At 43.7% G+C, this 23201-nt stretch carries 22 protein-coding genes; 15 read left to right on the forward strand and 7 right to left on the reverse strand.

Annotated elements, in window-relative coordinates:
- The 13 genes from truB (at position 1) to MJ612_RS07950 (ending at position 14118) form a co-directional block, all read left to right on the forward strand.
- The gene (gene truB, locus MJ612_RS07890) at positions 1–696 is read left to right on the forward strand and encodes a tRNA pseudouridine(55) synthase TruB (RefSeq protein WP_187032955.1); all 696 of its coding nucleotides are present in this window, start codon (positions 1–3) and stop codon (positions 694–696) included.
- The gene (locus MJ612_RS07895) at positions 680–1612 is read left to right on the forward strand and encodes a bifunctional riboflavin kinase/FAD synthetase (protein WP_187032956.1); all 933 of its coding nucleotides are present in this window, start codon (positions 680–682) and stop codon (positions 1610–1612) included. Before truB ends, MJ612_RS07895 begins: the two co-directional genes overlap by 17 nt.
- A 176-nt stretch (positions 1613–1788) precedes the next feature.
- The gene (locus MJ612_RS07900) at positions 1789–2487 is read left to right on the forward strand and encodes a CoA transferase subunit A (protein WP_187032957.1); all 699 of its coding nucleotides are present in this window, start codon (positions 1789–1791) and stop codon (positions 2485–2487) included.
- An 11-nt stretch (positions 2488–2498) separates the two neighbouring features.
- Entirely contained in the window at positions 2499–3155 is a 657-nt protein-coding gene (locus MJ612_RS07905; RefSeq protein WP_187032958.1) for a CoA transferase subunit B, read from the forward strand.
- A 160-nt stretch (positions 3156–3315) separates the two neighbouring features.
- Positions 3316–4875 (forward strand): carbon-nitrogen hydrolase family protein, encoded by a 1560-nt coding sequence (locus tag MJ612_RS07910; RefSeq protein WP_187032959.1) that lies wholly within the window; start codon positions 3316–3318, stop codon positions 4873–4875.
- A gap of 169 nt (positions 4876–5044) precedes the next feature.
- A complete protein-coding gene (locus MJ612_RS07915; RefSeq protein WP_187032960.1) occupies positions 5045–6424 on the forward strand; it encodes a lipopolysaccharide biosynthesis protein in 1380 nt (459 codons plus the stop codon).
- Positions 6425–6530: 106 nt separating this feature from the next.
- A complete protein-coding gene (locus tag MJ612_RS07920) occupies positions 6531–7718 on the forward strand; it encodes a glycosyltransferase family protein (protein ID WP_187032961.1) in 1188 nt (395 codons plus the stop codon).
- Between the two features lie 2 nt (positions 7719–7720).
- Positions 7721–8728 (forward strand): glycosyltransferase family 4 protein, encoded by a 1008-nt coding sequence (locus tag MJ612_RS07925; protein WP_187032962.1) that lies wholly within the window; start codon positions 7721–7723, stop codon positions 8726–8728.
- 135 nt (positions 8729–8863) lie between these two features.
- Positions 8864–9706: a glycosyltransferase family 2 protein gene (locus MJ612_RS07930; protein WP_187032963.1), complete on the forward strand. Its 843-nt coding sequence runs from the start codon at positions 8864–8866 to the stop codon at positions 9704–9706.
- Between the two features lie 40 nt (positions 9707–9746).
- Positions 9747–10937 carry an O-antigen ligase family protein gene (locus tag MJ612_RS07935; RefSeq protein ID WP_187032964.1) on the forward strand — a complete coding sequence of 397 codons (1191 nt, stop codon included), beginning with the start codon at positions 9747–9749 and terminating at the stop codon, positions 10935–10937.
- Complete coding sequence (locus MJ612_RS07940; protein WP_187032965.1) at positions 10903–11955, forward strand: glycosyltransferase family 4 protein; 1053 nt, start codon at positions 10903–10905, stop codon at positions 11953–11955. The genes MJ612_RS07935 and MJ612_RS07940 overlap by 35 nt, the downstream gene beginning before the upstream one ends.
- Entirely contained in the window at positions 11945–12784 is an 840-nt protein-coding gene (locus MJ612_RS07945) for a glycosyltransferase family 2 protein (RefSeq protein ID WP_187032966.1), read from the forward strand. Before MJ612_RS07940 ends, MJ612_RS07945 begins: the two co-directional genes overlap by 11 nt.
- Complete coding sequence (locus tag MJ612_RS07950) at positions 12763–14118, forward strand: O-antigen ligase family protein (protein WP_187032967.1); 1356 nt, start codon at positions 12763–12765, stop codon at positions 14116–14118. Before MJ612_RS07945 ends, MJ612_RS07950 begins: the two co-directional genes overlap by 22 nt.
- A 28-nt stretch (positions 14119–14146) precedes the next feature.
- Here MJ612_RS07950 and MJ612_RS07955 read toward each other — a convergent pair whose 3' ends face one another.
- From MJ612_RS07955 to MJ612_RS07985, 7 genes are all read right to left on the reverse strand, one after another.
- Complete coding sequence (locus tag MJ612_RS07955) at positions 14147–15640, reverse strand: sugar transferase (RefSeq protein WP_187032968.1); 1494 nt, start codon at positions 15638–15640, stop codon at positions 14147–14149.
- A gap of 409 nt (positions 15641–16049) precedes the next feature.
- Positions 16050–16955, reverse strand: coding sequence for an alpha/beta hydrolase (locus MJ612_RS07960; RefSeq protein ID WP_187032969.1), 906 nt, complete (start codon positions 16953–16955; stop codon positions 16050–16052).
- Positions 16956–17094: 139 nt separating this feature from the next.
- Entirely contained in the window at positions 17095–17595 is a 501-nt protein-coding gene (locus MJ612_RS07965; RefSeq protein ID WP_187032970.1) for a hypothetical protein, read from the reverse strand.
- 98 nt (positions 17596–17693) lie between these two features.
- Positions 17694–18275, reverse strand: a complete 582-nt coding sequence (locus MJ612_RS07970) for a hypothetical protein (protein WP_187032971.1) — start codon at positions 18273–18275, stop codon at positions 17694–17696.
- A gap of 78 nt (positions 18276–18353) precedes the next feature.
- Complete coding sequence (locus MJ612_RS07975; RefSeq protein WP_187032972.1) at positions 18354–18791, reverse strand: DUF7683 domain-containing protein; 438 nt, start codon at positions 18789–18791, stop codon at positions 18354–18356.
- Between the two features lie 98 nt (positions 18792–18889).
- Positions 18890–19204 (reverse strand): hypothetical protein, encoded by a 315-nt coding sequence (locus MJ612_RS07980; RefSeq protein ID WP_187032973.1) that lies wholly within the window; start codon positions 19202–19204, stop codon positions 18890–18892.
- 120 nt (positions 19205–19324) lie between these two features.
- Positions 19325–19696, reverse strand: a complete 372-nt coding sequence (locus MJ612_RS07985) for a hypothetical protein (protein WP_187032974.1) — start codon at positions 19694–19696, stop codon at positions 19325–19327.
- Positions 19697–20185: 489 nt separating this feature from the next.
- Here MJ612_RS07985 and hisS point away from each other — a divergent pair, with 489 nt between their 5' ends.
- Both hisS and hutH read left to right on the forward strand, forming a co-directional pair.
- A complete protein-coding gene (gene hisS / locus MJ612_RS07990) occupies positions 20186–21589 on the forward strand; it encodes a histidine--tRNA ligase (protein ID WP_187032975.1) in 1404 nt (467 codons plus the stop codon).
- A gap of 1 nt (position 21590) precedes the next feature.
- On the forward strand, positions 21591–23081 hold the full coding sequence (hutH, locus tag MJ612_RS07995) for a histidine ammonia-lyase (protein WP_187032976.1): 1491 nt from the start codon (positions 21591–21593) through the stop codon (positions 23079–23081).
- The last annotated feature ends 120 nt before the right edge of the window (positions 23082–23201 follow it).

A 23201-nucleotide genomic window follows, 5' to 3' on the forward strand; every position in this document is an offset into this window, starting at 1 on the left:
ATGGCCTATAACTTTGAGGCAGGCGAAGTTCTGCTAATAGATAAACCGCTGACCTGGACATCGTTTGATGTTGTAAAGAAGGTGCGTAATACATTAAGGGTTAAAAAGATCGGCCATGCCGGCACGTTAGATCCGCTTGCCAGCGGTTTGCTTATACTTTGCACCGGTAAATACACCAAACGCATCGATGAGATACAGGCACAGGAAAAAGAATACACCGGCACCATTATACTTGGCCAGTACACCCCATCCTACGATAAAGAAACCGAGGTAACCGAAACTAAGGACATCAGCCACCTTACCCCTGAAAGTATAAAAGCCGCTGCCGAAGGTTTTGTTGGAACTATAGAACAAGTGCCTCCTATTTACTCTGCGGTGATGGTGGATGGCAAACGTGCCTACGACCTGGCGCGCCGTGGAAAAGCTGCTGAACTGAAGCCTCGTACTATAACCATAAAAGCATTTGATATCACTGCCATTGAAGGCGATGTAGTATCGTTCCGGGTAGTTTGCACCAAAGGCACCTACATCCGTAGCCTGGCTTATGACTTGGGTGTAAAACTGAATGTTGGCGGTCACTTGGGTTCTTTGGTTCGTACGCGCATTGGCGAGTATAAACTGGAAGATGCTTTGACCATAGAAGATATTCAGGAAATCAGAAAAGCACAGCTGGAAGCGAATGGAAGTAATTCGTGATATAGCCGAATTTCCGCAGCTTAGCTATCCGGTGGTTACCAGCGGCACTTTTGATGGCGTGCACGTAGGTCACCAGAAAATTCTTAAGCGTGTAATCGAGCGTGCCCGCCATAGCAATGGCCAGAGTGTGGTCATTACATATTGGCCGCACCCGCGCCTGGTTCTTTTCCCCGAAGACAACGACCTGAAGCTGCTTTCTACTATAGATGAACGCATTGAACAGCTACGCAGCTTTGGAATTGACTACCTGCTTATCATTCCGTTTACCAAAGACTTTTCGCGTACCAGTTCACGCAGCTTTATTACCGATATTCTGGTAAAAGCATTGCATACCAAAGTACTTGTGATAGGGTATGACCATAGGTTTGGCAAAAACCGAGAAGGCAGCTTTGAACACCTGAAATCGCACAGCAGCAAGTATGGCTTTGAAGTAGAAGAGATACCCCGCCAGGATGTGGACGACGTGGGGGTGAGTTCAACCAAAATACGCAAAGCATTGGAAAGTGGCGACCTTGAAACAGCTTCCAGCTACCTGGGCAGAAACTATACGTTAAGCTCTGTTGTGGTAGAAGGCAACAAGCTTGGCCGCACCATTGGTTACCCGACTGCAAACCTGGCCTTACCAGGCCCTCATAAACTGATTCCGGCTAACGGAGTGTATGCTGTATGGGCAACTATAAATGGCGAGCGCCACCCTGGCATGATGAACATCGGCATGCGCCCCACTGTAGATGGCACTCACCTTACATTGGAAGTTCACCTGCTCAACTTTAACCGCGACATCTATGGCGAAACGCTTACTGTAGATTTTGTAGCTCAACTACGCCAGGAAGAAAAGTTCAGCAGCTTGGATGCTCTGAAAGCACAGTTAGCCAAAGATAAAGAAGCAACTGAGCGTATCCTTTCTACTGTATAATTTCACCTGTTCTGTAACCGATTTCACCCAAAAAAGTAAAGCCATATTTCCATATGGCTTTTATTATATATAACTTACCTACCTATAGAACTATATTATATCGCTGTTTTGGGTATGGTGCTTATGTGTAGCAAAGCGAGGCATGACTAACCAAAGTAAAAGCTCATTAAATAACTATGATCAATAAAACTGTAAAAAATGCTCAGGAAGCCTTACAAGGTGTTCAGGATGGCATGACGCTGATGTTGGGTGGGTTTGGTTTGTGTGGCATTCCGGAAAACTCTATCCAGGAGTTGTTGCGCCTTGGCGTTAAAGACCTGACTTGTATTTCTAACAATGCGGGTGTTGACGATTTCGGAATTGGTTTGCTGTTGCAGAAGCGCCAGGTGAAAAAAATGATTGCCAGCTATGTTGGTGAAAACGCTGAATTCGAACGTCAGCTATTGTCAGGTGAGCTGGAAGTAGAACTGATACCACAAGGTACATTGGCAGAACGTTGCCGAGCTGGTGGTGCTGGTATACCTGCTTTCTTTACGCCGGCAGGATATGGTACCGAAGTTGGCGAAGGAAAAGAGAGCCGTGAGTTTAATGGCAAGATGTACCTGATGGAGACCTGGCTAAAAGCTGACTTCGCGTTTGTAAAAGCATGGAAAGGCGACACGGCCGGTAACCTGATCTATAAAGGTACTGCCCGTAATTTTAACCCGATGATGGCAACAGCTGGCAAAATAACTGTTGCCGAAGTAGAAGAACTGGTGCCTGCCGGCGAACTGGACCCGAACATGATCCATACGCCAGGTATTTATGTGCAGCGCATCTTCCAGGGCGAAAAGTACGAGAAGCGCATTGAGCAGAGAACGGTAAGACAGGCTTAAATCAGAAAGACATGGCTTTAGATAAAAATCAGATAGCGAAACGTATTGCAAAAGAAGTTAAGAACGGCATGTATGTAAACCTGGGCATCGGGATACCGACACTCGTGGCAAACTATATTCCGCAAGGTATTGAGGTAGTGTTGCAGTCGGAGAACGGGCTGCTGGGTATGGGTCCCTTTCCTACCGAAGACCAGGTGGATGCCGACCTGATAAACGCTGGTAAGCAAACTATAACTACACTGCCGGGTTCCTCTATTTTTAGTTCTGCCGATAGTTTTGGCATGATACGCGGTGAGCATGTGGACCTGACTATACTTGGCGCGATGGAGGTATCAGAAGACGGCGACATAGCCAACTGGAAAATTCCGGGTAAAATGGTTAAAGGCATGGGCGGTGCTATGGACCTTGTAGCATCAGCTAAAAATATTATTGTAGCGATGCAGCACACCGCCCGCGACGGATCATCAAAACTCTTAAAAGAATGTACCCTGCCTATAACCGGCCTGAAATGTGTGAAGAAAATTGTGACTGACTTGGCAGTATTGGAAGTAACCGATAAAGGTTTTAAGCTACTGGAACGGGCACCAGGCGTAACCGTGGAAGACATTCAGAAAGCAACAGAAGGCACTCTCATTGTAGAAGGCGAAATCCCGGAAGTGCAACTATAGTTGTTATTAAACCTATACTTTATAAAGCGCAGCCTACCATAGCTGCGCTTTCTTTTTTAACTTTGGTACTGCATGTGCATCAAGTATTCAGGTTCATAAATTATATCGAAACTATACTTACTGCACGTATACCTGTAGCATAAAAGCGAAAAACTTACCTATGAGCGATAAGAACGAAGAAAGTACAGAACATACAGAACACAAATTATTACTCCGCCAGCTCCAGCTCAAAGACTACAACGAAGTAAAGGAGATCATGGAAACGGTTTACTCCAATATGGGGGGCACCTGGACCAGGAAAGAATTCTCAAACCTGCTAAAAAAGTTTCCGGAGGGGCAGATATGTATTGAAGATAAAGGACGTGTAGTTGCCGGAGCGCTAAGCCTTATTGTAGATTACTCTGAGTATGGTGATAAGCACACATACGAGCAGATCGTAGACCGCGGTACCTTCAAGTCACACGACCCGGAGGGTGATACATTGTATGGGATAGACGTGTTCGTGCACCCTGACTACCGGAACCTGCGCCTTGGTCGTCGTTTGTATGATGCACGCAAAGAGATGTGCGAAAACCTGAACCTGCGTGGCATTATTGCCGGTGGCCGTATACCTGGTTATAAAGACTATGCCAATAAGCTAACGCCTGCCAAGTACATTGAGATGGTGCGTAACAAGGAGCTTTCAGACCCGGTGCTCTCTTTCCAGCTGAGCAACGAATTCCATGTGCGCAAAATCATGAAGAACTACCTGCCCGATGACAAGGATTCGCGTGCCTATGCCACATTACTGGAGTGGGTAAACGTATACTTTGAAGAGAAAGAAAAGCTAATTGGCGGTAAGAAAACCGTTGTGCGCATTGGTATTGTGCAGTGGCAGATGCGTGCTGTAAAGTCTCTGGATGATATGATGCAGCAGATCGAGTTTTTTGTAGATACGGTGAGCTCTTATAAATCTGATATAGTGGTGTTTCCGGAATTCTTTAACGCACCGCTGATGGCGCTAACCAAGGAAGATTCTCCGTCGGAAGCGATCAGAAGTATGGCCGAATATACCGATGAGATTCGGGAGCAGATGATACACCTGGCGCTGTCGTATAACATCAACATTATTGCCGGAAGTATGCCGGAGTACTACGATAATAAGCTATACAATGTAAGCTACCTTTGCCGCCGCGATGGTACTTATGACAAGCAGTATAAACTACACGTTACACCGGATGAGTCGCACTACTGGGGTATGCGTGGAGGCCATAAACTGAAGATCTTCGACACGGATATTGGTAAGATCGGTATCCTGATCTGCTACGATGTGGAATTCCCGGAACTGGCGCGTATGCTGTCGGATATGGACATGAAGATACTTTTTGTGCCCTACTGGACAGACACCAAGAACGCTTACCTGCGTGTGCGCCGTTGTGCCCAGGCACGTGCCATCGAGAACGAATGTTATGTAGCCATTACCGGTAGCGTAGGCAACCTGCCGAAGGTAGAGAACATGGACATCCAGTACTCGCAGTCTGCGGTCTTCTCCCCTTCTGACTTCGCATTCCCGCACGATGCTGTGGTAGCAGAAGCCACACCTAACACGGAGATGACCCTGATCGCTGACCTGGACCTGGACCTGCTGAAGGATCTGAACACGGCCGGCAGCGTGCGTAACCTCCGCGACCGCCGCAAAGACCTGTACAACCTGAGCTGGGTTACCCGCAAAGAGGATTAAAAGTATAAATTACTTTAAAACAAATAGTGCCACCTGCAGAATCTGTAGGTGGCACTATTTGTTTTAGGCACTTTCTGTTGCAATTATACTTCTGTAAAAAACATAGAGCCTATACAATATCGTTCGGTAATGCTTAGTTTTGCAAATTAAAGTTACCATCACCACATCTATGAGGGCATCCCTTGATCAACTTATCAGAGCAACAAAAAGCAGGTTCTTTTCTGATCAGGATGAACTTACCTGGCGGGCTTATAAAAACATTTTCCTGTCGTTTCTTTACAAGGGTTTTGGCGTTATAGTTGGCTTGTTGCTTGTGCCCCTTACGCTTAGTTACCTCTCCCCTGTTAAGTATGGCATCTGGCTCACTTTAAGTGCTATACTGCAATGGATCACCTTCTTTGATGTAGGTTTGAGCCACGGTCTCCGGAATAAATTTGCTATCGCGTTGCTCAACAAGGATGTACGTGCGGGTCGTATTTATACCAGCACAACCTATGCTACTGTTGGGGCAATTGCCTTTATACTTATTCTACTTGCTATCAGCTTCTATTTTTTAAACAGCTGGCACTCGTTTTCAAACTTGTCTTTTAGTTTAACTCCGGAAGTTCAGGATCTTCTGCTGGTAGTACTCGTATTTTTCTCAGTGCGTCTGGTGGCAAGCCTTATTTTCGCTTTACTTGCCGCGGAGCAAAAAGTAAGTGCTATCGGGTTTCTTGACCTGATTGTAAGTTCGCTGTCTTTACTGGCTATTTTTATACTTAAACAGTTTACCGAGAACTCTCTTTTCTGGGCGGGTGCGTCGTTAAGCTTTATAATTATGGTTGTGCCTTTTGTAGCAAACATCTGGTACTTCAATAAAGACTATAAACCATACACACCAGCGTTGAAGTACGTTAACTTCAGTTATGCAAAAGACCTGCTGACCCTTGGTGGCAACTTCTTTCTACTTCAAGCAGCTGCCATTATACTTTTCTCCAGCAACAACTTTATCATAGCTGCTTTATTAGGTGCAGAAGACGTTACCATTTTTAACATACCATTTAAGTATATGGCTATGGTTACGATGGTATCAGTTATCATTTTAAATCCGTACTGGTCGGCGGCTACAGAGGCCTATAAAGCGAAGAACTATAGTTGGTTTCAGAAGACAATCCGAAACCTTATGCTCTTCTGGTTGCTTATGGCTGTTCTGCTAATAGCTATGGTCCTGCTCTCTCCTTTTGTGTATGAAATCTGGCTTAGTGATAAAATAACTATACCTTATTCGGTTACTGCACTTATGGCCACATATGTAGGAGTATTGGCCTGGAACAATATATTTGTATACCTGATAAACGGCATTGGCAAGATCAGGCTACAAGTATACACCTACCTGTTTGCAGCCTGCTTTATCGTACCGCTTGCCTACCTGTTTATAAAAGAATTTAACTGGGGACTGAATGGAATCCTGATCGCTAATATTATTTGTATCTTGCCAGCCAGTTTTCTGATGCCACTGCAGCTTTGGCTGATCATCAGGGAACGGGCAACAGGTATATTTCTGAAGTAATAAAGTCAATTCTCTGTTGCTTAGACAAACCATAAGTAACATTGCAAATCAATAAAGCAGCTTTTCTCTTTTGACCAATATTGCTACATCGGTAACTAAAAACAGTATGATCTTTCTCTCGGAAGATCCGCCCCTAAAGAGAAAAGGACATGGCTTGTCTGTGCTTCTTTACAATATGCTGTCCGGTTTACAAAAGTATAATCCTGCTGTTGTTACTTTTATACCTTCCGCTGAGATTACCCGCACAGATATAATAGATGATGCTTCTTGGAAAGTACATATTTGTGATAACCTGCTGCATCGGGTTACAAAGAGCCGTTATTTCTCGAGTTCCAGTTTCCCGGTCAGGCTGCTGAACTTTCTGCTGCATTTGCCAGCCATCCTCAGGCTGGCCCGAAAGCAACCTGACGCACCTGTGTTAGTAAGTGTAGGTGCATCTGCCAAGCCTCTGGTATTTGCATCAATGTTAAAAAAACTGCTGAAGAACCCGGTGTGGTTGTACATTGTCGATGATTTTGAGATGATAAACGAGCTCAGCACAAACAAACTCGAGCACTACTTAACCCGCAAGTATACAAAACCTATACTTACCTCCGCCGATAGGCTAATTGTGATCAGTGAGGGTCTGAAACAAGTATACCAGCAAAGGTATAATGTTACTGCTGACGTGCTGTTGCCATGCTTTAACCCGGTAACACCTGAGGTAAAAGATAAGTCCGGCAAAAGCGACATCTTTACTTTTGTTTTTTCTGGTGGCCTGAACCTGCTTTACAACGACACGCTTAAACTTTTTGCTGATAAACTGCAGGAGTTAAACAAGTATAGCAGCAGGCAATACAAGCTTATCATCCAGACCTACTCTTCGCTCGAACAGTTCGATTCCTTAGGATTTGATGAGTCTGTTGTAAGTTACTGTACTTCCGCTGAACGTAGTTCTTCCCTTCCTTCTTATCGCGAAGCCGATTGTTTTCTGGTACCTTATACTTTTGCAGCGGCCAAACAGGACCTAGTACGAACATCTTTTCCGCAGAAAGTAGCAGAACTCATTCAGCTAAAAAGACCGGTTTTGTTTCTGGGCCCGGGCTATAGCTCTGTAGTCAGTTTCTTTAAAGAGCAGCAGGTACCTTATGTAGTAGATGAACAGACTATAAAAGCTCTTCCGGAAATCATTGCACAGATGGCCGCTTCAGAAACGAACGAAGCACTACAGGAGAACTATAGCCGCATTTATCAGAATCACTTTTCAGAGGTAAACGTGAAAAGAGTGCTTCTTGGGAAACAAACGTACGCGTAACTATGAAAATAAAGTTTTTACCCTACCAGCCTCATTGCTTTGCCTTTGGCGGTTTTGAAGTGCAGACACTAAGCACCCTGCAGGCACTTCAGGAATATGGCGTGGATGCAACAACCTTAGATGTGTGGGGAAGAGACAGCAACTTTGATGTGCTGCATTGCTGGGGTCTGGGCGTTGCGAACTACGAGAATGTTTTCTGGGGAAAAAAAGCCGGGAAAAAGGTAGTTATTACAGCCCTGCTCCCCTACTACGAAACTATACTTGAGAAAGCAAAGCATTACCTCTCGCTGGGAGTTTACAAAGCACGCCTTTTTAAAGAGATGTTGCAGGTTGTAGATAAAGTAGTGCTTGTAAATGAGTTGCAGGCAGATGTTTGTAAACGCTTGTTTGGGGTACCCTCGTCAAAACTGGAAGTTATACCAAATGTAGTGCAGCAGCTATACTTTGATGCAGGTAAATACACCGGTAGTCCGTTTAAGCAACAGTATAATCTTTCTGATTTTATACTTACAACCGGAAACGTGTGCTCCCGAAAAAACCAGCTTAGCCTGGCTCGTGCAGCAGTTAAAGCAGGTGCAAACCTTGTAATTATCGGCAAAGTAATGGAAGGCGAAGAAAAGTATAGAGAAGCGCTGGAGCAGTTTGTGCAGGCAAATCCAACTATAACCTGGATAAAAGGATTGGAACCCGGATCTGATGATTTAGTGAATGCCTATGCCGCCTGCGCTGCCTTTGCCCTGCCAAGTTACGTAGAGCAACAACCCATTTCTTTGCTGGAGGCTGCCGTTATGCATAAGCCCCTTCTTATCTCAGACAGAGCCTATGCCCATCAGAAATACTATACCAATGCCCGTTTAGTGAATCCTGGCTCTACAGACGAAATCGCCAAAGGTTTACAGGATGTACTTAACAATAGCAGCAAGTATATAGTACCTCATCAGTTTTTGCAGGAGTGTAAAGCCCATCATGTTGCTGAAGCTTACGCTGATGTTTACAAATCCCTTTACTAAGCTGGTTTGTTAAGGCACAACCACGTTTATTTAAAGTTAATTAAAGATAACTTTGTATTTTTGCCAGCTACTAAAGGTATAGCAGATTTAAATTTATCATCCTGGCAGTAAACACTTTACCATTACAAGACATACATGAGCAGAATTAAGGGAGGCTATAGATTACGAAATATTTCATCTGTACAAGCAGATGGGCTTCCGCTGGTGTCTGTTGTAACTGTTGTATATAATGGCCAGAAATCGCTGGAACAAACCATTCAGAGTGTACTGAACCAGACGTATCCGAACCTGGAGTACATTATAGTAGATGGAGGCTCTACAGACGGCACTTTGGATATCATCAGGAAGTACGAAGAAAGTATAGCTTACTGGAAAAGCGAAAAAGACAACGGTATAAGCGACGCCTTTAACAAGGGGATTTCGCTGGCGACCGGCGAACTGATTGGCTTACTGAATGCGGATGACTGGTATGAACCAGATGCGCTGGAAACTATAGTTTCGGCCTATAAGCCGGGAAGTGTGGTGCATGGCAACATGCAGTATTGGAACGAAGATGGCAGCAAAGGCTTGTTTTTTAAGCCAAACCAAAAGCTGCTGCCAAAAGAAATGACCATCAATCACCCAACGGTATTTATTTCCAGGTCGCTGTACGAGCAGTATGGCACGTTCAGTACCAACTATAAATTGGCCATGGACTACCACCTGTTGCTGCGTTTATACTTAGCATCCGTGCCGTTTATTGAAGTAGACAAAACAATAGCCAACATGCGCTCCGGCGGTTTTTCCGGCAACTGGATAAATTGTTACAGGGAAGTTTGCAGGGCAAAAAACGAACTGTTAGGGAATAAGCGCCAGAACCAGCTATTCTATACCTGGCAGGTACTCCGCCGAAGCATTTCAGAAACATTGGCCAACACGCCACTTTCTTTTATTAACCGCCTTTACAGGAGTTATTTTTCTCCTATGAAAAAAGCATAATCCTATACTAAAGCGCTTTTACAACATGCTAGCATTATCTATGAAAACCATCGCACCGGCTAAAACCAACATCTATTACCTGGCACTTCTGCTGTTAAGTATAGGGGCTATTTTCCTGAAAACTCCTAAATTTTATGGTGTAAGCATATCTGATGTAGCCGTACTTTTCACAATTGTGGCGCTGGTTTTTAACGGAGACTGGGCTGCTTTAAGACTCAAGAATTACCTTCTACCCGGGCTGATATTCTTATTCCTGTTATACCTGTTACCCAGTGTTTTTGTAGTTCCTGATAAGCTGCTGTTTCTCAAATACTTTACGCGTCTGGCAAAATCAGCTTTAATGGGCATGCTGGCGTATGTGCTCATGAAAAACCTGGACGAAGACCTTCAGTTTCGTTTTATTAAGTTCTTTTTCTATTTCGCCATCATCTGTATTTTAATTGACACGGTTTATTCGTTCATTTTATACTTCGTGAACCTGGAGCGAAACATGCAGTTCGAGAACAGCATTTGGGTCATTTATGCTGCCCTTAAAGCAAGCTTTTTATACTCCGAAAAAAACATGGTGGCGTTTACCATGTCGTTGCTAATGGTTATGTCCTGGAGGTTTTTTGATGGCAAATTCCTGTTTCTGCTGTGGTTGCTTACGCTGATCTTTTTATCCAGGAGCGGCATGGTGGTTAATACCTTACTGCTATTCTACTTCATAGGAGCTAAATTATTTAAGCCAAAGTATATGCTCATGCTACTGGGTACGCTGTTGCTTACTGTTGCTTTGGTATACCTGTTTAACATGCAGGAGCTCTTTATTAACCGCCTTACACTAACCCAGGACCTTAGCATGCAGGGCAGGCTGAACCTGCAAAAGATAGGTATAAATTTATGGCTGGAATCACCCCTGTTCGGTAAGGGGTTAAGCGGCTACGAACAGAATTTTGCCAGACACTTTACAGGAGGTGAGTATAATCCATACCCGCATAACCTGTTCATCTACATTTTGGCCGAGTTTGGTATAGTTGGCTTTTTACTGCTTGGCACCATTTTCTACCTGCTATACCAACGCTTAAATAAAAGAAAGTTAGGAATGCTGCTGGTAGCTTACCTACTCTTCGGCATTTTTCTATTCAACCTTACAGAATATCATTTCTTTTTCCTGGCCGGTGTGCTGGCAGCTTTTACCCCAAAACTAACACGCGTTGAAAATAGCATACATACTCCCGTCGTTAGCTAACCAGGGGCCAATACTGGTTGTGCGGGATATCGTACGATATCTTCACCAGTTAGCTGATATCACTGTCTTTTACTTCGATCCCATTCTGGAAACAACTTTTGATTGCCCTACCCGCCAGATAAGTATATGGGAAAAAATAGATTTATCCAGATTTGACATTGTGCACTCGCACATGTTAAGGCCGGATGCTTTTGTATGGCTAAACCGGAAACGTATAAAAGGGAAGGCCGTCAGCACCATCCATAATTATGTTGAAGACGACCTACGGTACCGCTACAACAAAGCTGTGTCAGTTATATTCTCTAAAGTATGGGATATCCTGCTCCGTAAGCATAACCTGCTGGTTACATTAACAGCCGACATGGAGGGCTATTACCGAAAGCTTTACAGGAACCAACAGATCTGCTATGTGCACAACGGACGCTTTGTGGATGTTGCGCAGGAAGATGTAAAACCAGTTCCGGAAGAAGATCAGATTTTAGCTTTTAAGGACCAAAGTATATTGATAGGCATAGCTGCCCTGTTAACGCATCGTAAAGGTATAGATCAGTTATTACATCTACTCCAGCGCAACAGTAAGTATAAACTGCTTATCATTGGCGACGGACAGGTAAAAGAAGAACTGGAACAACTAGCCCGGCAACTACAGGTAAGTGAACGATGCATGTTCCTGGGGTACAAAAAAGGTGCGGACAGGTATTACAAGTATTTTGATGTTTACGCAATGCCTTCCCGTTCCGAAGGTTTTCCGCTGGCATTAATTGAGGCAGCTGCTTATGGTTTACCAACTATCTGCTCTGACTTGCCTGCATTTAAAGAGGTTTTTACAGATCAGGAAGTTGCTTTTTTTGAGTTAGATAATATCTCTGATCTGGAGTACCAGCTAGAGAATCTGCTAAACAACAGCGGTACGTTCTCGACTCATATTAAACAGAAGTACCAGAAGGACCTTACGGCACAGGCTATGGCCAATCGTTATTTAGAAGTATACAAGCAGCTACTCTCCTATGCAGTATAGTATAACAGCATCTATCGTAACGTATAATAATAACCCTGAAGTGTTACAGGAAGCTATAGCTAGTTTTCTGGATACCGAGCTTCCGGTGCAGCTATACCTGGTAGATAATTCACCGACGGATGCGTTACGCGCTTTATGCACTGATGCGCGTATTATCTATATCTTTAATAATAAGAATGTAGGATTCGGGGCTGGGCACAACATTGCGATGCGTGAAGCATTGGACAAAGCGCCTTACCACCTCGTGCTCAACCCGGATGTATACTTTGAGCCCGGTACGTTAGAGAGACTGTATGAATTTATGACTCAGCATACAGCAGTTGGATTAGTGATGCCTAAAGTGTTGTATCCGGATGGAGAAGTGCAGTATTTGTGTAAGCTGCTTCCTACGCCACTGCAGTTTATTGAGCGCCGCTTTATGAAGTGGAACAGGAAAAGGCTGGAGCAGCAAAACGAAATGTTCGAATTACGCTTTACAGGGTATAACAAATTAATGGATGTACCTTATCTTTCGGGCTGCTTCATGTTTCTCCGGACAAGCGCTTTAAAAGAAGTGGGGCTGTTTGATGAGCGTATTTTTATGTACTCTGAGGACGCTGATCTGTCACGAAGAATACATCAGAAGTTTCGAACTGTTTTTTACCCTGAAGCCAGGATCTATCATCATTTTGCGAAGGGTTCGCACAGAAGTATAAAACTGTTGTGGTATGCGATACACGGTAACTTGGTATACTTTACAAAATGGGGGTGGCTGTTCGACCGGGAGCGTGACCGAATTAACAAAAATGTGCTTTCTAAATTAACTGCATGTACCAACTCTCACCCATAAATGTAAAGCGCTTCTATACTGTTACGCTTTGCCTTATTGCCTTTACGCTGCCCTTATCCGTCAGCTACAATAGCATGTTGCTTATTGTGCTGGCACTGGTATGGATTGCCGAAGGCCGTTGGGGCAGGAAATGGGAAATTGCACGTTCAAACAGATGGGTATTTCTATTCAGCTTCTTTTTTATCTGGCATGTGGCGGGGCTTGCTTACTCCCAAGATATTGCTGAAGGACTGCATGAGTTAGAGAAGAAAGCTTCTTTGTTACTCTTCCCGCTGGTATTAGGTACAGCTACGATACAACGCAGAGGTATAACTATAAAAGTTATCTGGTCTTTTGTGGCAGCAAATTTTCTGGCAGCTGTTGCCTGTTTGGTTGGAGGCTTGTACAGGTACTCGAAAGGTATTCCGCCTAGCAGTTCGGTTTATGGCGGGCACGATGCCACGCTTGCATTCCGGAAAGCACATACCCAAACTTCTGCCATCTGGGAATATATAACCTATACAGAACTAACAACACCTGTTAAAATTCATCCTACTTATTTTTCGCTTTACATCCTGTTTAGCCTGGTATTCCTGTTCTATACTTTGCTTAAAAGCTACAGGGCACAGGAAAAGATGGACTGGAAGAAAGGAGGAATGGTATTCCTGCTCTTGTTTTTTAGCGGCTTCCTGTTTTTACTGTCATCCAGGATTGCTATTGTAATGTATGTGCTCTGCCTTATCTCTATGCCTGTTGCGGTATTTTACAAGAGATTAAATAAAGTTAAGCTCATTGCATTAATTGCCAGCCTTATACTTGTAACCAGTATTTTAGTAGCACAGATTCCTGTTGTGCAACACCGCTTCCTGAGCGATCTGAAAATGTTTACGGAAGGTACTGTGGCCGATAATCCGGGTACAGGCATGTATCAGCGGCTCAACATATGGCGGACGTCTGTTACGCTTATAAAAGCTGAACCGCTGACGGGCGTAGGAACCGGTGATGCTCAACTAGCTTTTGATGCCGAGTATGCAAGGCTGTGCCTGGAGTTGTGTGGTTTAAATGCGCATAATCAGTTTTTACAAACAGCCATAACGCTTGGTTTGCCGGCCATGCTGCTGCTATTGTTGTTTTTTATAGTTCCGTTCAGGTTTGCCCTCCGCGACAGAGATATTTTGTATGCTTATTTCCTGTTGCTTGTTTTTACAGCAAGCTTAACCGAGGCTATGCTGCAGCGGCACAAAGGCATAGTATTTTATGCTTTGTTTAATGCATTGCTTTTCTTCTACAAGTATGGCAGTAAAACAGAGGAGCTATTAGAGGAAAAACCTGAACCTAAAAAAGAATTACATTAAAAAGCTGCTTCTAAAGCAGTGTTATACTTTAAACACCCTTAAAGCGGATAATAACACTGATAGTTTTAAGTATAACCTTCAGGTCCATCAAGATCGACCTGTTCTTTAAATAGTATAGGTCGTACTGTACTTTCGTGAGCGCATCTTCGGCTGTTGAGCTATACTTGTATACTACCTGTGCCCAGCCTGTAATACCAGGTTTTGTCAGGTGCCGGGTTTCATAAAAAGGAATGGTAGCTTTTAACTGTTCTACAAACACAGGCCGTTCCGGTCTTGGCCCGATCAGGCTCATCTCTCCTTTTAAAACGCTCCATGCCTGAGGCAGTTCATCTATTCTGGATCGGCGCAGAAACTTTCCGAACGGAGTAATACGGCTATCATTCTTTTGTGCCCAGGCAGCTCCATTTGCTTCAGCATCTACTACCATTGACCGGAACTTAGTGATCATAAATGTATTGCCATACAACCCCACCCGTTCCTGGCTATAAAAAAGTGGACCGCGATTACTGAAACAGTTTGCTATATAAACAAATGGAATCAGTAGCAAGCACAATACTACCCCTATAATACCAAACAGAATGTCCACTACGCGGGAAAACAAATGGTGTGCTCTCCGGAAATGACTTTTATTATAAGGGAAGGTCAGGTAAAAATCGCTGCCATCCTGCTGTACGAGTACCCTGCCGGTAAGCTCTTCATAAAAATCGCCTAATGCAGTTACTTCTATTCCCTGCATACGGCAGTTGGCTAGGTCAACAAGTTCTTTGCTGCTCACACTCTTCCGCATCGACTCATCCACTACAATTTCGTCTACCCGCATGCGCTGTATGAACTTTGGTAGATTGTTTGTGTGACGGATGATCCTGACACCTTTGTAAACTGAATCTTGTGCGTCTGTATCTAGAATACCCACTACCTTATACCCAAGATGGTAGTTAAAGATATCGCCGTTTACAAAAACATCTATAAGCGATTTACTGGAGCTTCCAGAGCCAACAACCAGTACGCGTTTTAAAAAAATAGGCCTGTTAAACAACCGGGAATACAGGTATCGCCACACCACCAGTGATGTAAGTGCCTGGAAAATAAAAAGCAAAATGTCATACTTGGAGGTAGGCAACTCTGGTGTATGCCAGGGAAAGAACAGGTAACCTATAATAGTTATAGTTGTGGCAACAGTGAGGTATTTAACTGTAGTATAAAACTTGTTTATGTACTCCAGGTTATAAAGATCGAAGATATAGGAAAGCAGGCTCCACCACAAAATAACAGAAACAAGCCAGGTAAACTTTTCACCCAAGAAAACCTCCAGGGTAAAGGAGTTGTAAACAGCTACACAATAGGTAAATGCTGCCGTTACAACTAAAAGCAGATCTACAGTAAACAACAGATACTTTCTGTCTGTTACTTCAAAAGACAGTGATTTCTTGTTATTGGTAAGAAGAGCTAATACTCTGATAAATAAAGTATAGCCTAATGTATTGCTTACCTTGTTATCAGCAACAGTAGTAGTAGAATTCATGTACTTAAATAAGTTTGTTTCAAATAGTGCGCGCAACTGGCATCCATTGGTATAATACTGACCCAGTTTTTAAACCTATGGTTGCATCAAATCAAACGGGAACAATCCAAATTAATCCATTAACGAGTTAAAATATTCCGCAATTGCTTCTCAACTTATTGTCAGCAACCAGTTTTGTTTAGGCAAAAATACCTATTTTGTTTATATATTAAACTTTTAATATTGGCAGTGAGCAGTCCACCTATTTGATTTAAGAAGGTTCCCGTGTCTTTAGTGGGTATAAAACAGAAACTTCGCCGGCAAGAATTTTTAGCATGAGCAAAGCCCGTAAGCATAAACTTTGCACCTAGTAAGGAGGAATATAAACTGTAATTTATACTTCAAAATGTTATTTTGCGGTTTTCAGCATTTACTTAATGCCCAGCAAAAACAACAAAGGCAGGTGCAAACGTTTGCTCCAGGCTTTTTCTGAATGGCCCTCTCCTGCAAACTCCTTTGTTACCCAGTTCTTATTGCTATAGCCTTTCTGTTTCATCACTTCATCCACCAGTTGCTGGTAGGGTTTATATAAGGCATCGAGGGTTGCCGTGCCGTAATCGAAATATAGTTTGTGGGTTTTAGGGGAAGGTAGTTTTTGTTTCAGGTAAGTAATAATACCGTTAGGTATAGCCGTATTTTGTAGCCGTAAGCTACCAGGCCAGTGGGTAGAAAGGCAGGCTGCCCCGCCAAAAACTTCAGGGTATTCGCAGATGGCATAGAGTGAGATCAGCCCACCCATGCTGGAACCTGCAATAAGCGTATTAGCCCTGTCGGGGTACGTTGAGTAAGTGCTGTCTATAAATGGTTTGAGCTCCTGCGTCAGGAAGAGCAGGTACTCATCGGCCTGCGGTTCTCCCATCAGTTCGTTCTGCACTAGGCTTAGGCTTATACTATCAGGTAAGTTTGGCAGCGCCTTTTCCGGGAAGTACTCCGAAAACCGGTAAGCTCCGTTGTTCCATACAGCTACCACAATGGTGTTTTTAATCTGCTTTTTAGCCAGCAACCCCGACAATGTTTCATCTACTTTCCATTCCTGGCTGTTCCAGGTGTTGGTGCTGTCGAATAGCATTTGGCCGTCGTGCATGTATAGTACCGCATATTTCTTTGTGGCACTATAGTTTTCCGGTAACCAAACCTCTACTGTTCTGGGTGTTATGTGTTTAGAGGCAAATCTCTCATAGCGCTTTAGGGTACCACCAGCTATTTTTGGCAACTGCGCGAAGCAGCTTGTTGTAGCAAGTATGGCAACTATAATAGCAAGTATGTTTCTATGCATCGTAATCCCACTCCTTTAAATGGTTAAACTCTTTTAAGCCGATGTAAACTTGTTTTTTATATAAGATTAAAATCACTGTTTATACTTTAAAACAAAAGCGCTCCCCCTGATCAGAGAAGCGCTTTTGCTTTAGTATACTTTAAGAATTCTTAACTATAAAATCCCGTAGCTCCCCTTTTTCCTTTAGCTTAATATACTTCTCTACGGCTTTATCTTTGGGCAGGTGCTCCCGGTTTTTTGTATAAAAAGCTATAACTGACTCTATACCTGCCAGGCTACCTTCTATTTTATTGTCATAGTCCTTGGTAGTGATGGATCGTTTTGCCCAGCCGCCTAAATATACTAGTAACAGTTCCGGCGATGTACCTATAAACGTAACCACTTTATCGTTCAGTTCTACATGTACGTTCGGGCTACCGGATACCCATTTAAACAGAAAAGCATTGGCTTCCTGTCGCTTGTCAGTTTCCTGGTTCACAGGGGTTTCAGCCAGCCAGTTTACACAGTTCACAATATCCTGTTCGTAGGGTGCATAGTCTTCTTTGGCCACTAGTTTATAGTTCTGCGGCACTTCAAAGTTCTGTGCATAAGCGCTGATAGATAGTGCTGAAATCAGTAGGGTAAAGATTGCTTTCTTCATTTGGGTGTGAATAGGTATTGTTAGGGTTTATGGTTGTTTAACGGCCTAGGCCATAAGGCGGCGTAGCTGGCTTATGGGTGTGGTTAGCGTTTTGTTGTTTATGCCATTATACAGCGCTCTTTCTTTACTATCACCCACTTCCCATTTACTTTCTTTATGTACAAGATGCAGCCCTCCCCGCACAATGATCCACAATTATACCAATAACTCAATACACCTTTTGTATAAGATTTATCAAATGCTATTCTTGAGAGCGAGAAGACTTCAATAGTTGGCTTAAATTCCTTCCTGTATTTCCGGTATAATTCTTCCTGTTCGTTATTTTTATTAGTAGCTGAAGTATCTGGCAGAGCTAACAAGACCTTTAAGTTTTCATATTTATTGATTTCGTGCAGGTCGAGCTTTCTTGCTTTAAGTTTTCCATAAAGGTATCCTTCACCGTCGTTGGTCTTTTCGAAATCATTTAAGCTGTCCTTCCTGACAAAAAATAAGAACTTACGGGGCTTCTCATCTCTATCGTAGCTTGATGGTTCACTAATTTGCTCAAGCAAGTGAGCATAAGCCATAGTTTCTTCCTGCTTATACTCTTCAGAATCAAAAACTCTTTCATTAAGCTTGCTTTGAATCCAGCTACAGCTTGAGAGTAAGAGTACTGTGATTAGAATGTATACTTTTTTCAAATGATTTTCTATTAAAGCTAACGTACTAAGCTAAACGACGGGCGAGGCCGTCGGCCGAAGGCTGACGTTTAGGTGTTGTTAGCTGTTGTTTTTCTTCTCTTTAGCTGAGTTGTCAAAGTATGCTTCTAAATAATAATCATACTTATCAAAATCAAAGTCAATTCGGTATTTGTCGGTGAAATGAATTGAGTTTTCAGAATTTAGCTGGTAGCATTCATAGAATAATGGGTCACTTAGATGAGGTAACAATATTTTATCTATTTCTTCTACTGCTAAATCAGGGAGTTCAAGCAATTTTACCAGCTTCTCGTCTTCTTTGCTATAAACTGCTATTTGCCTTCCTGTCGAATAATATTTATCCCAGATGTATACGACTAAACCTTCCTCAATTAGCTTTTCTATAGATTTCTCAATCAAAGATGATTCCGCTTCTCCTATTGCCATTTGCAATTCAGATGGACTTACCCCTTTGGAAGACTCTATGATTTGGTGAATCCGTTCTTTGATTCTAGACATTTAAATTAATTTATAAATAACAGCTAACGGTTAGTGTAAAAGTCGGCGGAGGCCGTCGGCCTGAGCTGACTGTTACGCAATGTTAGCTGAAGCTTCTTTTAAAATTTTTCATACGCATATAAATCATCATACACTACGTCTGAGGAATTTAGAGCTTCTACGAACAATCTTTTATAGTGCTTTGTCTCCTTTGACGTTTCCCATTCGGTTTCTTTATCATAAGGAGATATAAATTCAATTTCAATCGGGTGGAGTCCTTTTCTATCGAGCGATTCCGATATTTTCTCTAAAGCATCTCTTACATCAAAGGCTTTAATGAAAACGTAAGCAAATCCGCCTTTTAATTTTTCAGGATTATCAGATGCATCTCCGTACTTGTATTCAATCGAAGACCAATAGACTTTGCTTTCCATGATTCTATCTGTTATTCCTGATTTTATAGTAATTAAAGTTAAAGCTAACGTCTAGTATAGAAGGCGAACGAGGCGTAGCCGAAGAGTGGCTTATATACCTTGTTGGCACTAAGTTGTTCTTTATGATTCGGGAAACCACCAGCCTTCATGTCTATGCCTGTATATCTTCCCCCTGTCATCAACTATGCTTATTTCGCAGTAGAAAGGACTCTCTAATAAGTTATTATTTCCTGCATAAGCCCTTTGTTTCTGAAGGTCAAACTCTATGACCATTGTCGCTTGTTTAACAAATTCCATTGTTGAACCACTACTATCAACCAATTCAGGAAACCTTTTATTCCAATTGTCTATTGAACTACGTATCGGTTTAGTTAGCAATTCTTCTGGCTCTGCTGTATTGTTCAAAATATCCACTTCAAGCCTATTCAACTTAGTTGCTCTTGCCTGCTTCAACAGATGACCTAAGAAGTAGTCATCATTTATGTAGTTCATGAGACTAATAAATGAATGACCGAAATTATGTGATACACTTCTTAATGGCTTGTGACTTGGCATTTTCTGCTTTTTGTTACTTTCAATTTGTGCCAACTACTGGATAAACGAAAACATACGCTTATCTGCACTATGTGCGAAGGTGGTTTTTATTTTATTAACAGCTATATTTCACATTATTCTGCTAGTACAACCATACAACAAGTTAAGTAAAGTATTCAAATTTTGCTATACTTCTGGATTAGCTTTTCTGAATCCTGCCCAAATAAAAGCTAACTGCTTTCATAATTTTGCTCTCACCTAAAGAAAATCGGGCTTTGCAAACTATAAAACTGCCATTAAAAGCTGTTAGAGGTTTATGAATAGCCGCGTTATAACGCGAATGTAAGCGGGTAATAACACGGGTAACTTCGCTATAAACTATAAACTGCCACTTTCCCGTGTCTTTTATGGGCATAACTTAGTAACTTCGCCGGCAAAGTAGTAAGCATGAGCAAAGAGAAACCAAGTATACCGAAAGGAACCCGCGATTTTGGCCCGGCTGTGGTCGTTAAGCGTAACTATATTTTCAGCATCATCCGCCGCACCTTCGAGAAGTTTGGCTACCTGCCCCTCGAAACCCCGGCTATGGAACAACTGTCGGTGCTGACCGGCAAGTACGGCGACGAAGGCGACCAGCTGATCTTTAAGATCCTGAACTCCGGCGATTACCTGGGCAAAACCACCCCTGCCGATATTGAGCAGGGCTCGAAACACCTGATCCGTAAGATATCCGAAAAAGCACTGCGTTACGACCTTACCGTGCCCTTTGCCCGTTTCGTGGTAATGAACCGTAACGAGATCACCTTCCCGTTCAAGCGTTACCAGATTCAGCCGGTATGGCGTGCCGACCGTCCGCAGAAAGGCCGTTACCGCGAGTTTTACCAGTGCGATGCCGACGTGGTAGGCACTAACTCCTTGCTTTGCGAAGCCGAAATTGTGCAGATGATCGACGAAGTACTGACAACGCTAGGCCTGACAGATTTCACGATAAAAATAAACCATCGTGGTGTGCTGGCAGGTATAGCCGAAGCCATCGGCGAAAAAGGCCGTGAAGGCGACATTTGCGTGGCCATAGATAAGCTGGATAAAATAGGTAAGGAAGGTGTGCGCAAAGAGCTGCTGGAGCGTGGCATTTCGGCAGATGCAGTTAGTAAACTCGAGCCTCTTTATACGTTGGAAGGCAACAACCAGGAACTGCTGCAGCAACTACAAACTATATTGGGCAACACCGAAGAAGGCAAGCGCGGCCTGAAGGACCTGAATGATGTATGGACTTACCTCGATAACCTGGGCAGCAATGCGTTAACAACAGCAAACCCATCGGGTAACCCACGCCTGCAACTGGATGTAACGCTTGCCCGTGGCCTCTCCTACTACACCGGTTGCATTTTCGAAGTGAAGGTAAACAACGTGAGCATGGGCAGCATCAGCGGTGGTGGCCGTTACGATAACCTGACAGGCATGTTCGGTTTGCCGGGCGTATCGGGTGTGGGCTTCTCGTTTGGCGTGGACCGCATTTACGATGTGCTGGAAGAACTGGATCTGTTCCCGGTAAGCGCGCAGCTGAGCACAAAGGTACTTATCGTTCAGTTTGATAAAGAGTCGGAACTATACGCGCTGCCGTTGCTGCAGAAACTCCGCGATGCCGGCATCTCGTCGGAACTATACCCGGAAGCTGCAAAACTGAAAAAGCAGATGGGTTACGCTGATCAGAAAAACATACCGTTCGTGCTGCTGGTTGGCTCCGAAGAAATGGCAAGCGGCAAGCTAAAGCTCCGCGACATGCAGACCGGCGAACAGGACGAACTATACATCGACGACATCATTGCCCAGCTGAAAGAAATAGCCTAACATGAGCAACGTACACCACATCTCCGGCGAGCACCTGAGCCTGGAGCGCATACAGGAGATCATTTCCGGCAACTATAGTTTAGCTTTATCTGCAGATGCTGAGCAGCGCATACAGAAATGCTACGACTACCTGCAGAACAAAATGAAGCAGAACGACCGCAGCATTTACGGCATCAATACCGGTTTTGGCTCGCTGTATAAAAACAAGATCTCGAACCACGACCTGGAGCAGCTGCAGCGCAACCTGATGATGTCGCATGCATGTGGCACGGGGCAGGAAGTACCGCAGGAAGTGGTGAAGCTGATGTTGCTGCTAAAAGTGCAGTCGCTGGCGTATGGGCATAGTGGTGTGCAGGTGCAAACTGTAAAAAGACTGATTGATTTCTATAACCGAGACATTTACCCTATAGTTTACCAGCAAGGCTCTTTGGGTGCCAGCGGCGACTTGGCTCCGTTGGCGCACCTTTGTCTGCCGCTGATTGGCTTAGGCGAAGTACATTACCAGGGTTATAAACTCGAAAGCCGCCACGTGCTGGAGATGTTTAGCTGGGAACCGATTGCCCTGAAAGCAAAAGAAGGACTGGCCCTGCTGAACGGCACACAGTTTATGAGCGCATACGGCGTGTACAACCTGCTACAAGCTCGTCGTTTATCTGCACAGGCTGACCTTATCGGTGCACTTTCGCTGGATGGTTTTGATGGCCGTATTGAGCCTTTTAATGAACTCATCCATAAAGTTCGTCCGCATAAAGGGCAGCTGCAAACCGCTGAGACATTCAGAAATTTACTGGAAGGAAGCGAGCTTATAGTTCAGGATAAGGTGCATGTACAGGACCCGTATTCGTTCCGTTGCATCCCGCAGGTGCATGGTGCCAGCAAAGATGCGCTGCGCTACGCCGAAGACGTTTTCCTGACCGAGATTAACTCCGTAACCGATAACCCGAACATCTTCCCCGACGAAGACGAGATCATTTCAGGCGGTAATTTCCACGGGCAGCCATTGGCGCTGGCGCTGGATTTTATGGCGATCGCACTGGCAGAACTTGGTAGTATTTCTGAACGCCGCAGTTATTTGCTGATTTCCGGAACGCGTGGGTTGCCTGATTTTTTAGTTGCCGAGCCTGGCTTGAACTCCGGCTTTATGATCACACAGTACACAGCCGCATCCATCGTAAGCCAGAACAAACAACTTTGTACGCCAGCTTCTATTGATACCATTCCGTCATCTAACGGGCAGGAAGACCACGTAAGTATGGGTGCCAATGCTGCTACCAAACTATACCAGGTGGTGCAGAACCTGGAACGCGTATTGGGTATAGAACTGATGCACGCTGCTCAGGCGATAGATTTCCGCAGACCATTGAGAACTTCTACGGTGCTGGAGCAACTTTATACTTCATTCCGCGAAACTGTGCCATTTGTGTCTACAGACCGTGTGCTACACGACGATATTGTGAAGAGCATTAACTTCCTGAGAAAATATAAGGTCTGAAACAGGGCTTGCAGGATTAAAGGATTAATAGGGTTCTAAAGTTTCAATCAACTAGAGAGCGGCTATACTTTACAAAAAGTGTAGCCGTTTTGGTTTTATACTTTATACTTCTGCGATTTT

It is taken from the genome of Pontibacter deserti (assembly GCF_023630255.1).
In the GTDB taxonomy this organism is placed as follows: domain Bacteria; phylum Bacteroidota; class Bacteroidia; order Cytophagales; family Hymenobacteraceae; genus Pontibacter; species Pontibacter deserti.

Coding starts and splice junctions, on each gene's coding strand:
- MJ612_RS07985 (WP_187032974.1), bottom strand. CDS start 19,696: ATGAACTACATAAATGATGACTACTTCTTAGGTCATCTGTTGAAGCAG.
- MJ612_RS07965 (WP_187032970.1), bottom strand. CDS start 17,595: ATGAAGAAAGCAATCTTTACCCTACTGATTTCAGCACTATCTATCAGC.
- MJ612_RS07915 (WP_187032960.1), top strand. CDS start 5,045: ATGAGGGCATCCCTTGATCAACTTATCAGAGCAACAAAAAGCAGGTTC.
- MJ612_RS07900 (WP_187032957.1), top strand. CDS start 1,789: ATGATCAATAAAACTGTAAAAAATGCTCAGGAAGCCTTACAAGGTGTT.
- MJ612_RS07905 (WP_187032958.1), top strand. CDS start 2,499: ATGGCTTTAGATAAAAATCAGATAGCGAAACGTATTGCAAAAGAAGTT.
- MJ612_RS07910 (WP_187032959.1), top strand. CDS start 3,316: ATGAGCGATAAGAACGAAGAAAGTACAGAACATACAGAACACAAATTA.
- MJ612_RS07955 (WP_187032968.1), bottom strand. CDS start 15,640: ATGAATTCTACTACTACTGTTGCTGATAACAAGGTAAGCAATACATTA.
- MJ612_RS07945 (WP_187032966.1), top strand. CDS start 11,945: ATGCAGTATAGTATAACAGCATCTATCGTAACGTATAATAATAACCCT.
- MJ612_RS07980 (WP_187032973.1), bottom strand. CDS start 19,204: ATGGAAAGCAAAGTCTATTGGTCTTCGATTGAATACAAGTACGGAGAT.
- MJ612_RS07925 (WP_187032962.1), top strand. CDS start 7,721: ATGAAAATAAAGTTTTTACCCTACCAGCCTCATTGCTTTGCCTTTGGC.
- MJ612_RS07920 (WP_187032961.1), top strand. CDS start 6,531: ATGATCTTTCTCTCGGAAGATCCGCCCCTAAAGAGAAAAGGACATGGC.
- MJ612_RS07930 (WP_187032963.1), top strand. CDS start 8,864: ATGAGCAGAATTAAGGGAGGCTATAGATTACGAAATATTTCATCTGTA.
- truB (WP_187032955.1), top strand. CDS start 1: ATGGCCTATAACTTTGAGGCAGGCGAAGTTCTGCTAATAGATAAACCG.
- MJ612_RS07950 (WP_187032967.1), top strand. CDS start 12,763: ATGTACCAACTCTCACCCATAAATGTAAAGCGCTTCTATACTGTTACG.
- MJ612_RS07960 (WP_187032969.1), bottom strand. CDS start 16,955: ATGCATAGAAACATACTTGCTATTATAGTTGCCATACTTGCTACAACA.
- hisS (WP_187032975.1), top strand. CDS start 20,186: ATGAGCAAAGAGAAACCAAGTATACCGAAAGGAACCCGCGATTTTGGC.
- MJ612_RS07975 (WP_187032972.1), bottom strand. CDS start 18,791: ATGTCTAGAATCAAAGAACGGATTCACCAAATCATAGAGTCTTCCAAA.
- hutH (WP_187032976.1), top strand. CDS start 21,591: ATGAGCAACGTACACCACATCTCCGGCGAGCACCTGAGCCTGGAGCGC.
- MJ612_RS07895 (WP_187032956.1), top strand. CDS start 680: ATGGAAGTAATTCGTGATATAGCCGAATTTCCGCAGCTTAGCTATCCG.
- MJ612_RS07935 (WP_187032964.1), top strand. CDS start 9,747: ATGAAAACCATCGCACCGGCTAAAACCAACATCTATTACCTGGCACTT.